Here is a 13,842-nt window from a genome sequence, read left to right on the forward strand (position 1 = left end):
CGCTAGAATACAGCGGGAATGCGAAGCAGCATCCCCGCAGTTTTATTAGTGGTCTTGTGCGACACCAGCACCGCGTGGAATACGCACACTTTCAACAAGGTCCTTAATGGATTCAGGTGTTGCTTTGGTCATGCTTGCCACAATGTAGGCAACAGCAAAGTTCACCATTGCACCAACTGCACCAAACGAGGTGGACTTGATGGTACCCAGCAGCGGATCTGCATCTGTGAAGCTGTTGGTTCCAGGAATGAAGAGCCAGCCTTTATGCAAGAAGATGTAGATCAAGGTGACTGTCAAACCAGCCAGCATGCCCCATACTGCACCGCTATTGTTGATGCGGGTTGAGAAAATACCCATCATCAGCGCCGGGAAGATAGAAGCCGCCGCGAGGCCAAACGCCAGTGCCACCGTTTGCGCCGCGAATCCAGGAGGATTAAGGCCCAAATAGGTTGCAACGATAATCGCCACAGCCATGGCAACACGCGCCCACATCAACTCGCCTTTTTCCGAAATGGTCGGTTTAATAGCACCTTTAATCAAGTCGTGGCTCACCGCAGAGGAAATCGCCAATAGCAGACCCGCAGCCGTTGACAGCGCCGCAGCCAAACCACCAGCTGCAACCAGACCAATCACCCAACCTGGCAGGTTGGCAATTTCCGGGTTGGCCAGCACAAGGATATCGCGGTTGAACTTGGTCAGCTCGTTACCACTCCAGCCCTTTTCAGCGGCCATAGTTTGCATGTCGGCGTTTTTATCGTTGTAGTACTGGATTTTGCCATCGCCGTTCTTGTCTTCCCAATTCAACAAGCCGGTTTGCTGCCAAGTGTCCATCCAGTCATACTTCGGATCATTCTGGATTTGCTCAACAGTTACAGCACCACCCTGAACGCCGCCGTTTGGCCACATCATCTCGGTAATGTTAAGGCGTGCCATGGCACCAACTGCAGGCGCAGTAATGTAAAGCAGCGCAATAAATACCAATGCCCAACCGGCAGACCAACGCGCATCAGACACTTTAGGAACAGTGAAGAAGCGCATAATCACGTGTGGCAGACCAGCAGTACCAATCATCAAGGAGAGCGTGAACAACACCATATTTGTGATATCAAGGTGATTCTCGGTGTAAGACGCAAAGCCCAGCTCGGTCACGATTTGGTCAAGCTTTGTTAGCAAAGGTTCACCAGAAGCAACGTGATCACCAAACAGGCCGAGACCCGGAATAGGGTTGCCGGTAAGCTGCATGGAAATAAAGATTGCCGGAATGGTGTAAGCGGTAATCAGCACCACGTACTGGGCAACCTGCGTGTAGGTAACGCCTTTCATGCCGCCAAACACCGCATAGGCAAACACCACACAAGCACCGATAAGCAAACCGGTTGTGTTATCAACCTCCAGGAAGCGGCCGAAAGCCACGCCCACGCCGGTCATCTGACCGATAACATATGTGGTAGAGGCCACAATCAAACACATCACGGCCACAATGCGTGCGGTTTGGCTGTAAAAGCGGTCACCGATAAACTCGGAAACGGTGAACTTGCCGAATTTACGCAAATAAGGCGCAAGCAGCAATGCCAGCAGCACGTAACCGCCGGTCCAGCCCATCAGGAATGATGAGTTGTCATAGCCGGTAAAGGCGATCAAGCCCGCCATGGAAATAAAGGAGGCTGCAGACATCCAGTCGGCGGCTGTAGCCATACCGTTGGTAACAGGATGCACGCCGCGACCCGCCGCATAAAACTCGGAGGTAGAGCCCGCTCGAGCCCAAATTGCGATGCCGATGTAAAGCGCAAATGAAGCACCAACAAACAGCAGGTTAATGGTAAATTGATCCATATTTCAAACGCCCTTATTCTTCATCAACGCCGTGTTCACGGTCCAAGCGGTTCATGTACCAAGCATAGAAAAAAATGATCGCTAGAAAGACGATGATGGATCCTTGCTGGGCAAACCAGAAGCCAAGGTCGGTACCGCCGACAGCAATGCCACTAAGCATTGGACGCATCAAAATACCGAAGCCGAACGAAACCAGCGCCCAAATAATGAGGCTGATTGAAATAATGCGCATATTGGCAGACCAATAAGCGTTGTTGGATGATTTTTCGGACATTTTTCCTCCCATATAGCCCGGATCAACTAAAACTATTGCCTGACATTCGTGCACCGAAGAGCACGAATGAATAGTCAAAGGGGCAAGCGCTCCCAGCCTGCCGTGAAGTTGTGAGGGCTACGCCTTTCAATAATCTCAAACCAGCCAGCGCAATGCTTTATTACGCTAGAGCAAGCTCAACGCGCGTTTGCACAGGCCAAGAGATGCTTTGAAAGACTTGCTGATAAACAAAAGGCTATATCAAATAGCTTTTTCTGCGATATGCGCGCCAAAACGATTTGATTGTCTTGTGTCATCTGTCTTGCCCTCAGATATACTAGTGTCAAAGAGCAGTGTGATATGACTTGTACAGCTTGTACAAGCCTACTTACGTAGGAAATACTTATGTATAAGCCCGCATACACTAAGGAACCAGCAGGCTTAAACGTCTTATCAAAGCTAAAAGATTGCTTCGTAAAGCTCTTAATTTGCAGCAAGCAACCTATGCGGGCATAAGATTTAACACGAAAAGTGGTGATGGCGGGTAAGCCATCACCACTCAGTTTATTCAACAGCGCGTTGATTTAATAAACCTCACTATGATCTGATCGCGATCAGAACCTATGTGTAATTGAGCTTAACAGTTTTGCCCCAGTTTTTCCTTGCTTGCCACTCTCGTTCAGCATTAATGCGCCGCCAAGGTGGAAGTTGGTTGCTGGAGTTACTGGTGAGGCGTATTCAAAACCAACTTGGAATTGACGGGCGCTATCGGCCAAATCGACATGCTTTTCAGCAAAATTAACTTCACCTTGCAGGTTGCGCCCCTGCGGCAGACGTAGGTTTAGGCTTCCCTGTTCCATATACAGGGTTGTGATGGAATGGATGCCTCACCCGGCGCATTTCTGCAATACTGTGCAGAGTTGAGCACCAGCGGGTAATAGGGGGATTGATGATGGAAGTTGCAATTATTGGCGTAGATCTGTCGAAAAACGTCTTTCAACTGCATGGATCCGGTGCGGATGGAGCGACGGTCTTTTCAAAGAAGGTGTCCCGGACGAGGTTTTTGAGTTTTCTTAGCCGTTTCCCTTCTTGCATTGTTGCCATGGAAGCCTGTGCAAGCTCGCATTACTGGAGTAGGGAAATTCGCGAGCTCGGTCACGAAGTGCGGTTGATCGCGCCAATCTATGTCAAACCTTTTGTTAAGCGACATAAAAATGACGCCAATGACGCTTTCGCGATCGCCGAGGCCGCCGCCCGTCCAACCATGCGGTTTGTGGAAGTGAAAAGCGAGGCTCAACAAAGCCAGTCAATGGTGTTTCGCACCCGCGAGCTTCTGGTGCGTCAGCGCACGCAGATGATCAACGCGGTGCGAGCGCACCTGGCAGAGCATGGGTTGGTTGTAGCTAATGGTGCTGTCCATCTGGAGAAGTTAAGACAACGCCTTGAAGATGCTTCCGAACAGATACCGGAGATTGTTCACGATATGGCTGATCTGTATTTTGAGCAAATTGCGGGACATACTCAAAAGATCAAGGAGCTGGAGAAAAAACTCCAAACTTTGGCCAAAAACAGCGACGAGGCAAAGCTCTTGCAAACCATCCCTGGACTGGGTCCGATCACTGCGATTGCCATTCAGGCTTTTGCCCCGGCCTTGACGATTTTCAAACGCGGGCGGGATTTTGCAGCTTGGCTTGGTCTGGTTCCCAAACAACATTCAACAGGAGGCAAACAGCGGCTTGGTAAAACATCTAAAGCGGGTCAGCGCGATATCCGCAGACTTCTGATTATTGGAGCAACGACTGTTATATGGTGGGCACGTAAGAAAGGGGCGCCCCGCCATCCGTGGCTTGAAGAAATATTGGCAAGGAAAGCGCCTATGGTGGCTGCTGTTGCCCTGGCGAACAAAATTGCGCGGATGGGAGCACATCATTCTTTCGGGCGATTTCGACTGGCACTCTGGCGCGGCAGAACGCAAAATCGCTAGACCGCTGAACATAAGGTCAACGAGATCGGGGAAAATCAGCACGTTCGCGTAACACCACTTCTTAACGTGGCTCTACGCAGAAACCTTCCGATAGGGCAATATATGAGATCAAATTTCCACGTTCCATCAGCATCTCTTCCAACTCTCGCAGGTTTATTGAAAGGCGGAGGAGGAAGCGATCCACGCGATCGATAATCTGATGTGGAGAATACTGGTGCTTGTAGCTAGTCCTAGATTTGGTAATAGATAAGTTACAAGTTAATCACTCTTGCACGGTAGTTTTTTCGACAACACCATTTGCTATTGGTTGCATACTCTATTCTCAAGCATGAAACCTGACGCTATTATCAACTAAATTGGTTTTAGAAATGAAATAAATTGTAGGGTGCAGCTTTTGCTATCACCCTACAGAACTTTTGATAATTCATTCTCAATGAGAAGGTAGTTACATAATTATTACGAACTATTCTGCAGTCACAATTACTTTTGTAACATTTGAAGCTAATGCGGCCTCGAAACCCTCTTGGGCCTTTTGCAACGGCACGATCTTAGAAACTAAAGGCGAGAGGTCAACTTTCCTATTAACAACCCAATCCAGCGCGGTCGCAAACTCTTTGTCAAAGCGCATTGAGCCTTTATAGCTCAGCTCCTTGGTCATGATGGCGTTGATATTGGCTCTACCTTGCATTTGCGGTAGCGTGCCCACCTGCACAATGGAACCACGGCGTGCGACCAGTTCAATACAATCTGCCAGTGAGGCCTCAACACCTGCTGCCTCGAAGCAAACATCAATATGGCCAAGCGCTTCTTGCTTGCTTTCTAAAGATAAAAAACTATCGAGCTGTGCGTCGATACCTAATCTTTTAGCAATGTTACGCGCGTGAGGGGTTGGGTCCGAAAGAACAACTTTGAGTGCCCCGGCTTTTTGTGCCCCCAGTGCCACGAGCAATCCTATGGTGCCACCACCCGATACCATAACTGTTTTGCCAAGCAGCGGTCCAGCTTGTGCCACAGCATGTAATGCAACAGAAAAGGGCTCGATGAGTGCAAGTGTCTCAACCTGTACTTGACTATCCACTTTGGTGCATTGAAAAGCCCCAACACTAAAATAACGTCGCATCATACCTTGCGAGTGCGGAAAGCGGCTTGCCGAGCCCATAAAGCCGTTATTGAGGCAAAGGTGCGCCTCACCGTTAACGCAGTGGGAACAAGAGCCACAAGGGCGTGAAGGGTTGATCGCCACCAGATCGCCTCGTGCGAGGCCTATTACATCACCACCAAGTGCTTCTACATAGCCGCAAGCTTCATGGCCCGGAGTAAAGGGCTGTTGAATGGCGAAGGCACCGCAAGCACCCTCCTTATAATAATGGATATCAGACCCGCAAATGCCAACAGCGGCCATCTTTATAAGAACATCTTGTTTACCAAGCATTGGCATTTCAATGTTGGCAATTCCCTTTTTATCGGCGCTCTTAATAATGAAGCCTGAATTTTGCTGTGACATTGTTTTCTCTTTTCGTTGAGCGGTAATGCGCCGCGCTTGTGCGATCTTTGGCGATACCATTGCACGTTTATTGATTGTTAGTATGGTAGTATATAGACCAATAAGATGTAAATCAACTAGCTTTAATTTTGTTACATGGGACATACTTATTTTATATTGAATACCAATTTCGTAGTTAGTAAAAAATATATCTAATTATTCACGCCAAATTTTGTCGATAATTATGTTTTTTGATTGACAGTTATCATTAAACTAAAGCAATATGTCGATGTAAGGAAGATATCACAGCGCATAAGGTCGGTAGCTCTAAATAAAAAAAACGCCGGTCTTTGTTGTGAAATTAAATAATAAAAATGGTTCTTCATGGGAGTGAAAAGTGCCAAGATATCTTAAATACGCAGCCGCCGCAGCATTCGCTATTCAGTTGTCAACAAGTGCCTTAGCGGCAGAGTTTACAATGAAAATTGCTGTTCCGGATCCAATGCCAGGCCCTGGTGAAGTACACTATTCAACAACACCTCTCATGGCATATGCTAAAGAGATTGAAGAAAAGTCCAATGGTCGAATTGATGTTACAATTTACTGGAACGACCAGTTGGGTAAGGCCGGTGCCGTAGTTAACATGGTTAGAGAAGGCATTGTGGAAGCAATTATGACTGGTGATGGTCAAATTGCACCCTTTGCACCAGACGTACAAGTGCTTGGAGTTCCTTACCTCTTTCAAAACCGTAGTATCGCGCACGAGGTTCTTGATGGTCCGGCAGGACAGATGCTATCTGACCGCATAGCCGAGACTTCGGGAATCAGACCGCTTCCATGGCTGGAAAATGGTGGTTATCGCCACTACTCATCCAATAGGCTAATGAAGACCGTGGATGATATGAAAGGCCTGAAAATACGGACAGTGAACAACCGCCTTCATATGCAAATTGTACGCTCACTTGGCGCTAACCCAACCCCAATTCCATGGGCTGACCTCTATACAGGGTTACAAACCGGCGTTGTGGATGGCCAGGAAAATTCACTTTCAACCTTCCGTATTCCTAAGTTGGAAGAGGTTCAGAAGTACATTATCCTTGATGGCCATGTGTATTCAATCCTGTTGATTGGTGTATCAGAAAAATGGCTTAATACGCTGCCAGAGGATTTGCGTGCAGTTATTAATGAAGCTGCCAAAAACATGCGTGATAGCAATCGACGCATATCAGCCGCGCAAGAAGCCTCTGATCGTAAGTATTTAGAAGAAAAAGGCGTAACAGTGGTTGATGTTCCGGCCGAAGAAAAGGTTAAGTTTAGGGACAAAACACAAGGAGACGCAATTAAACTCCTTAAAGATGTCGTTAGTGAGGACATCTGGGCTCGCATGAAATCTGCTGTAGAAGCTGCAGAAAAAGCTCAAAACTAAGCGAATGAAAGCAAGTTCCAGCCGCAGTATGGCGGCTGGAAATCATAGCTGATCCATCACCGTGCATTCAAATGGGCACTTAGCCCCAAAAAAACCCTGATTAACAACTGATTTGAGCGTTGGCTCAAGAAATACGGCAGGTTTGAAGCTAGAGAAAGCTATTGAGCAGCACCAACCCTAACACTACTGGTGCGAGTCATTTCTAGTTCACAAGAAGCTGAAATAACAAACAACTAGGGAAGAATAATGAAAAAAATACTGATCATAGGTGCAGGTGGTGTTGGCGGCTATCTGGGCGCACGCATGGCAGAAGTTGGCTTGGATGTAAGCTTCCTTGTGCGGGGTAAAAGGCTTGAGCAACTTCGCAGTAATGGTCTTGTTTATGAAAGTGTTCACGGTGGTGGTCAAGTAAATGTAAATACAGTTACGAAAGATGACGATCTAACAATATTTGACTTTATTGTTGTGGCGACCAAAGCTTATCATTTGAATGATGACCTTATTGAGCTGCTGAAAAAAGCCTCTAACGGATCTAATTACGTCATCCCATTTTTGAATGGCCTCAGCCACATGGATTTGCTGGAAAGCGTATTTGGGCGCAGCCGCACCATGGGTGGTTTATGTCGTATCGCGACAACCTTGACCGACGATGGCACGGTAAAGCATCTAAACGATGCACATGAATATGTTATTGGCGGGCGTACCCCCGAAAGCGCCAATGCTGCAGCACAATTGGTTGAGGCCATGAAAGAGGCCAAGATCATTATGAAAACCACAGATGATGTGGACTATTCAATGTGGGAGAAAGCTTATAGCTTAAGTGTTCTTGCAGCTGCCACGTGCCTTATGCGCGCTCCTTTGGGCTGCATCAACTCTAGTGTTGGTGGTCGCCAGTTTATCGAGCAGCTTACAAAAGAGGCCGCAAGCATAGCTTCCGCCTATGGGTACACGCCGAAAACTGCTTTCTACAAAGCTGTGCTACAGCAACAAACAGACCAGTCCTCTGCACTAACGGCTTCTATGCTGCGTGATCTTGAGGCAGGTGGTCAGATCGAGAATGACCACATTATTGGTGATCTCTATTACAAGGGCTGTGCTGCTGGCCTTGATCTGCCGTTGTTTGGTTTGGCAAAAATTCACCTTGAAGCCTATGAGCTTCGCAAAGCACGTCATCAGTAAATCCGGCCAAATACTAAGCGACACATAGAATAAACATTACGAATATGGCGCCTCAGAGACTAGCAATAGTAATTTGGTGATGAAATTCTGATGTTGATAGCAAATATTATAATAAAACTAGCATTATTGCTAAATAATCAAGAAGAGGAAAAATAATGTCTAATAAAAAACTCAGCCCAATGGAGAAATTTAAAGCAATTTTTGGGACTGAAGAAGCTGTTCCATGTTGCTGGTTTAACTTGCCTTGTGTTGAAAGTGTGGAAATTGCCGCCGAGATGGGCTTTCCAATGGCGGTTATTGATCTAGAGCATACGGTTATTTCTTTAGAAACGGCTCAAAAGCAAATGATGGCCATGAAAGGCACATCTATGAAGCCGTTTGTGCGTTTGCCAGAACGCTCTACCGGCCTGACCAAACGCGTTCTGGATATGGGGGCTTCTGGCCTGTTATTACCATATGTTGAGAGTGTTGAAGAAGTTAAGCAAGCAATTGAAGATATGAAATACCCGCCTGAAGGTAAACGGGGTCTTTCTGCATATATTTCTCGTTGCGGCAATTATGGCATGAACGCAAAAGCTTATGTTGAAAAATGGCGTGATACCGGTTTTCTGATGGTCATGATCGAAAGCCAAAAGGGCTTGGATATTGTTGAAGAGCTGGCCGCACTAGATGGTGTTGACGGCATCTTGTTTGGTACCAACGATTTTGCATTGGATTGTGGTGTATCGGGTGAAGCAGATCCGGTTGTTGAAGCTGCTTTTGAACGGATTAGTGCGGCTACTGCAGCCCACGGCAAAATTTTGGCTTGTCACCCATTTGGTAACAAGGACCTGAAAACAATTATCGATGCTGGCTGTAAATTGGTTGGTGCGGCTAACGATGTTTATGCGCTGCAAAATTCGTGGAGAGCTTCTCTCGAAAGATTCGGCCGCTAAATGCCTCCAAGCAGCCTATTCAATTTAACAATTAGCGCTGATCAATTGAATAGGTGAGCCAACCACAGGCCTCAATGAGAAATCAATGGGGCCTGTGGTTTATTGAATTGCTTTGATTATTTCAAAGGTGACGTTTTACAGATATTGCAAATAAACTTAAGTTGGCGATCTCTTCGAGAGGCAGTTCTTGTGATAGAGATATTTGGATAGTTAGTTTAAGTAGATGCATACATCTTTGCAAACCAACTTATTTTTTTTAACTCATTACATCTCGATTTGCTTATTGGAACGTTCGTACCGTTTTGTAGTAGAAGACTTAGTTTTCCATTTGATTTTTCTATTTTAACTGTAGAGTTCTTTGATACCCAGTGAGAGCGATGCACTTGTGCTCCTTCAATAACGTTGAGTTGTAGCAATACATCAGTAAAACGCATCAGGATAAGTGTTGATCCTCTGCATGTTGTGACTTGTACATAATGATCTTGTGCTGACACATGGAGGATGTTCTTGCCAAATTTAGCAGTATGAACTCGCCAGAAAAGCGGCGTTCCATCACAGGATTCTGCCGGTTCTTCTGCGTCAATTGGAGTAACAGTCTTAGCTTGTTTCATCTCGCTCATATTTTTTGCTTGAACAAACAAAAAGGAAAAAATGCCGGATGTTACTGCCGTTATTGCCAATAGATAATGAAATGGTGGTGGTGCACCTCGTAATTCAGATTCTAAGACTGAAATAAAAAGAGCAATCGGAAAGGTGTTTGCAAGAACCGCGTAAATTGCTCGAGTTGCACGTGAGTACTTTTGTAAGAAGGAAATATTCACGGATAGGTAGATGGTGGTTTGGATTAAAGCCCAAGGTATGGAAATTGCTAGTAGCCAATACACTATTCTTTCAAGATAGCTTAGGTCTTGATAGGTCCCAAATGGACCCATGAAAGAAAACGACGCTATGACACAAAAGCCAACGGCCGCATGTAAGTATAGTTTGTTACTTAAGAGTATTCCTAACATATTCCACTACCAGTAACTAAGAACTAACCTTGATGATGTTATATAATATAAATATTAGATTATGAACAAATTTATATGTAAATTAGTATTATGTATATAATTAATACGTATACCTAACTTAAAAGTGAATATTTATAAGTATTTGAAGGTTTTCTTTTGTATCTATTCTGCAATTTTATACAACTAATATCTTGGATAAGTTATTTTATAGATTATATATTCTTCTATAAATATCCTGTCATGTACTAGGCTCTTGGTCCGGATCGACTTCAACGAACCTTCTCTTGAGAAACTGTATTACCCAAATCTTCTATCAGGAACAAATTGTTGTTTTAAAGATAATAATCTTTCAGTTGTGAATGCTAGCCATACACCAGACCCTTCGAAGTTTAAGGATGCATCAGGGGGATCGTTAAGTTCACTTGGTTGAGGTTATAGTTGCCTCAGGACTTGAACTTTTGCATGGCTCACTCTCGTTTTCGCAAAGGCAAATGTGCTTTCTCCGCACGATTGTTGTGGCCCTTGCGACTGACATGCCCTACTTCTGACATGGTTTTACGTTTTGCGTCGTCGCTTGCGAAGCTTAATATCCCAGCGATGGTGGTTTAATAAGAGACGACAATAACACGCTACAACATCACTCCTTCAACTCCACGCAGGCTGAATGAGAAATGGCGTTAAAGACAATAGATCAACAATCTGGCCCGAAAATTAACGTGACTCACCTATCAGCTCTGATTGCGTAATTTTGAAAATCATAGAACAGAAGTAAAACGGGCGTTACAGCTCAAACAAATTGATGATCTTAGGGCAGCCCACGTTCGAGAAGGTTCCTGCATGAACTCCATATGGGTATTGGAGATGACGTAACCAAAATTCTATTTTTGCAACACAGCCGCCAAATTCAAAAAAAATACTAGATTTCGCGAAGCGTGAACTATTTAAGAGAGATCAATACATAAGTGAGCCGAATACAAGTATAATTTGTAATTATACTTGTATCCATATGAATTCAATATCAATTTTCTTTAGTAAATACCGACATATTGAAACATTTCGCGAATTTTAGCTGCCATTTCGCGAAAATCGGCAACCAAAAATCAGTGAAGTGTGTATTTGAAAAGATGTAGTTTTTAATTGTGAAAATACTGAGGCAAGTTCGTTGTTGCAGGTCGATACAAATACCATCCTTCGCCATAAACCACCTTTTCTGTTTTTAGAAAGTGCTCAACTTAATGAAAATGGTTTTGCCTCTGCAACGGTTGAGCTTCCATTGGAGAAGTTAACTTGGGCTGCTCAACTTAATTTAAGTTTGCTTCACATAGAGTGTGCTGCACAACTCATTAGTGTGGTCATGCGACTTCGTTTGAAACGTGAGAGAAGTCGGGGTGTTTTCGCTGGAATTCGCTTTTTTGAATGGCTAAGCACACCGCAAAGTGTGCGACGCGTGACGGTACAATACCAAAAGACCACCTCGAATTTTCACGAGTTTGAGGGAACATTCTACGACAAGGAGCAAGTCCGCTGTGCCCACCTTGTTGGCACAACACATCTGTCGAATGACTTGATCCCTAACTCCCCTAACGAGCATGATTTTAGTTTCTCCGCAACATCACCCATCTTCCAGCTGCAGGAAAAAGGAAACGAAAAGGGAGAAAGCATATCTGCACAAGCCAGTCGCGAGTGTGAAGTATATCGCGGCCACTTCCCTGGAGAACCTATCACTCCTGGTGTTCTTATCGCAGAAATGATGCTCGCAGCCATCCAAAAACAAAGTGAAATTCCGTTGCGCCTCAAACGTGTTGAGGCTTTGAGTTTTAACGCACCGGTCAAACCGGGGGATGTTGTGACAGTAAATACTAAGTCCCTCGAAGATTACAGGTTTCGTGTTTCCGTTGCGAGCGGGCGAAAGAGAATTGCGAAGGCTGGCTTTGAATTACAACCAGTTGCTTGAAGCTACCTTAGGAGGAGGACAAAATGACATTCCAATTTAGTGAACAAGAAATTTCAAAGATCATTCAGGAGAAGGTGATTTACGAAGGTCTGGAATTAGAAGAGCTTGGTATCGAGCTGGATGAAATTACTCCTGACAAACTGTTGTTTGATGAAGACGGCCTTGCTCTAGATTCAGTTGATGCGTTGGAAGTGATTGCCGGTGTGCAGCGGGAGTTCAAGATTACATTTCCTGAAGTTGATAAGGAGTTCATTGAGAATAATTGCTCTAGCATTGAACAATTAACTCAGACGGTCATGAGCTTTTCAAAAGCGACTGCAGCTTGAACCCGTGAAGCGATAACTCCTCTAATTCAGGGCTACCAGTTTGATAATCTTTGACAAAATAGATCATTTGCTCAGCAGATCGATTGTTGAGGCGTGTACAGCAGCAGGCTTGGAATGTGTGAACGCAGCACGAAATGGTGGTGTGCAAGCTGAGCTCGAAAAATTGCAGGGGCCAGGTGCTTTAGTGATAGGTCCACCAAGCTTTTGCGAAGCTACCGCGTTAAAATCAAAGCTATATGGTTCGGATGATTCCCTTGCACTTGCTCAGGCGATTGAAGCAGAAGTGCGTTACTTTCTGGAGACTTGCAGGTCTGCAACACAGGCCATGATGCGTCATGGTGGTGGCCAGTTGCTTTCGCTTGGGATTGATGATGTCGCATCAAAAATTGTTGGGTTGCCTCAAAGCCCGATTGTTAATCAGATGCGCTCATCCTGTATTAAGTCACTGGCGAAAGAGTATGGCCGACTAAAAATCTCATACAATTCCGTCCTATGTCATCCTTCAAAGGAAAGTGTGGATTCCAAACTCTGGCGTAGTCAGCGTGATGCGCTCAAAGTTTACACAATGCGATTTACGCCAAGCACTGTGCAGGAATATGCAGAATTTTGCCGGCAGCTACTAACCTCTAATCCTCCTCTGAACGGTGGACAAATTTGCCTTGGCAAAGGTGTGATGGAGACTGCAGCATGAGTACTCAAGAACATGCAAAGGGCACTGTGCTTATCACTGGAGCTACCCGGGGAATTGGTCGATCCATTACTCTGCGATACGCACAAGAGGGCTGGAACTTAGCGCTGGTTTATCGATCTAATCAGGCAACAGCAGACAGTGTTGCAATAGAGCTCGATAAGCTTGGTGCTTCCTACGTTATGATCAAAGCCGATCTAATCAATCCAGCCGCATGTAAGCATGTTGTTGAGCAAACTCTCGAGGAGTTTCAGGCGCTGGATGTACTAATAAACAATGCTGGAAGCACATTTGATGGCGCTTTCGCATCAATGAAAACCACCGATTATGAAAGCCTCATCAGCTGTAATCTAATAGCGCCTTTGCTTTTGACAACTGCCGCTGCGCCTGAGTTGATTAAATCAGCAGAAGCTGGTCGTGGAGGTTCGGTTGTCATGATGTCGTCAATGGCGGGTATCACTGGCAAAGAAGGACAAGTCCCTTATTCCACGACGAAAGGCGGCCTTATTGGTCAAACCCGTCTGCTTGCACGTGAGCTTGGTGAAAAAGGTGTTCGTGTTAACGCCATTGCACCGGGCTTTATTCGCACTGAGATGGTCGAAATTCTTGAACCGAAGATGTATCAACACGTGCTTGCGGCAAGTGCGACCCCTCGCATGGGGGAGCCTTCTGAAGTGGCGGATACCGCTTGGTTCCTCGGATCTTCAAACTCAACATACCTGAATGGTACCGTACACCGTATCGACGGAGGATTCTTACGTTGAGGCAGGA

At 45.5% G+C, this 13,842-nt stretch carries 13 protein-coding genes; 8 read left to right on the forward strand and 5 right to left on the reverse strand.

Features of this window, described 5'->3' with window-relative positions; translation table 11 throughout:
• Positions 1-45 precede the first annotated feature (45 nt).
• The 3 genes from AYK67_RS15645 to AYK67_RS15655 all read right to left on the reverse strand — a co-directional run bounded on the left by AYK67_RS15645 (position 46) and on the right by AYK67_RS15655 (position 2,946).
• Positions 46-1,833, reverse strand: coding sequence for a sodium:solute symporter family protein (locus tag AYK67_RS15645; RefSeq protein ID WP_068089010.1), 1,788 nt, complete (start codon positions 1,831-1,833; stop codon positions 46-48).
• A 13-nt stretch (positions 1,834-1,846) separates the two neighbouring features.
• On the reverse strand, positions 1,847-2,107 hold the full coding sequence (locus AYK67_RS15650) for a DUF4212 domain-containing protein (protein ID WP_068089012.1): 261 nt from the start codon (positions 2,105-2,107) through the stop codon (positions 1,847-1,849).
• Between the two features lie 593 nt (positions 2,108-2,700).
• The gene (locus AYK67_RS15655) at positions 2,701-2,946 is read right to left on the reverse strand and encodes a hypothetical protein (protein ID WP_068089015.1); all 246 of its coding nucleotides are present in this window, start codon (positions 2,944-2,946) and stop codon (positions 2,701-2,703) included.
• Positions 2,947-3,035: 89 nt separating this feature from the next.
• On the opposite strand from AYK67_RS15655, the gene AYK67_RS15660 reads away from it, so the two are divergent.
• Entirely contained in the window at positions 3,036-4,070 is a 1,035-nt protein-coding gene (locus AYK67_RS15660; protein WP_068089017.1) for an IS110 family RNA-guided transposase, read from the forward strand.
• A gap of 463 nt (positions 4,071-4,533) precedes the next feature.
• Here AYK67_RS15660 and AYK67_RS15665 read toward each other — a convergent pair whose 3' ends face one another.
• Positions 4,534-5,574, reverse strand: coding sequence for an L-idonate 5-dehydrogenase (locus tag AYK67_RS15665; protein WP_162265128.1), 1,041 nt, complete (start codon positions 5,572-5,574; stop codon positions 4,534-4,536).
• Positions 5,575-5,950: 376 nt separating this feature from the next.
• Between AYK67_RS15665 and AYK67_RS15670 the strand changes: the two genes are divergently transcribed.
• From AYK67_RS15670 to AYK67_RS15680, 3 genes are all read left to right on the forward strand, one after another.
• Complete coding sequence (locus AYK67_RS15670) at positions 5,951-6,979, forward strand: TRAP transporter substrate-binding protein (RefSeq protein ID WP_068089023.1); 1,029 nt, start codon at positions 5,951-5,953, stop codon at positions 6,977-6,979.
• Positions 6,980-7,225: 246 nt separating this feature from the next.
• The gene (locus AYK67_RS15675) at positions 7,226-8,158 is read left to right on the forward strand and encodes a 2-dehydropantoate 2-reductase (protein WP_068089026.1); all 933 of its coding nucleotides are present in this window, start codon (positions 7,226-7,228) and stop codon (positions 8,156-8,158) included.
• A 155-nt stretch (positions 8,159-8,313) separates the two neighbouring features.
• Entirely contained in the window at positions 8,314-9,093 is a 780-nt protein-coding gene (locus tag AYK67_RS15680) for an HpcH/HpaI aldolase family protein (RefSeq protein WP_068089029.1), read from the forward strand.
• A gap of 215 nt (positions 9,094-9,308) precedes the next feature.
• Here the strand turns inward: AYK67_RS15680 and AYK67_RS15685 are convergent, their stop codons facing one another.
• Positions 9,309-9,977, reverse strand: coding sequence for a LytTR family DNA-binding domain-containing protein (locus AYK67_RS15685; protein ID WP_162265129.1), 669 nt, complete (start codon positions 9,975-9,977; stop codon positions 9,309-9,311).
• Between the two features lie 1,288 nt (positions 9,978-11,265).
• Between AYK67_RS15685 and AYK67_RS15690 the strand changes: the two genes are divergently transcribed.
• From AYK67_RS15690 to AYK67_RS15705, 4 genes are read left to right on the forward strand one after another with little or no spacing between them, the layout of a single operon-like run.
• Positions 11,266-12,057, forward strand: a complete 792-nt coding sequence (locus AYK67_RS15690; RefSeq protein WP_068089035.1) for an ApeI family dehydratase — start codon at positions 11,266-11,268, stop codon at positions 12,055-12,057.
• Between the two features lie 23 nt (positions 12,058-12,080).
• On the forward strand, positions 12,081-12,383 hold the full coding sequence (locus AYK67_RS15695; RefSeq protein WP_068089038.1) for a phosphopantetheine-binding protein: 303 nt from the start codon (positions 12,081-12,083) through the stop codon (positions 12,381-12,383).
• 40 nt (positions 12,384-12,423) lie between these two features.
• Complete coding sequence (locus tag AYK67_RS15700; protein ID WP_068089041.1) at positions 12,424-13,074, forward strand: Rossmann-fold NAD(P)-binding domain-containing protein; 651 nt, start codon at positions 12,424-12,426, stop codon at positions 13,072-13,074.
• Positions 13,071-13,835, forward strand: a complete 765-nt coding sequence (locus AYK67_RS15705) for an SDR family NAD(P)-dependent oxidoreductase (RefSeq protein ID WP_068089043.1) — start codon at positions 13,071-13,073, stop codon at positions 13,833-13,835. The genes AYK67_RS15700 and AYK67_RS15705 overlap by 4 nt, the downstream gene beginning before the upstream one ends.
• Positions 13,836-13,842: the final 7 nt, after the last annotated feature.

The organism is Polycladidibacter stylochi (assembly GCF_001562055.1).
Lineage (GTDB): Bacteria > Pseudomonadota > Alphaproteobacteria > Rhizobiales > Stappiaceae > Pseudovibrio > Pseudovibrio stylochi.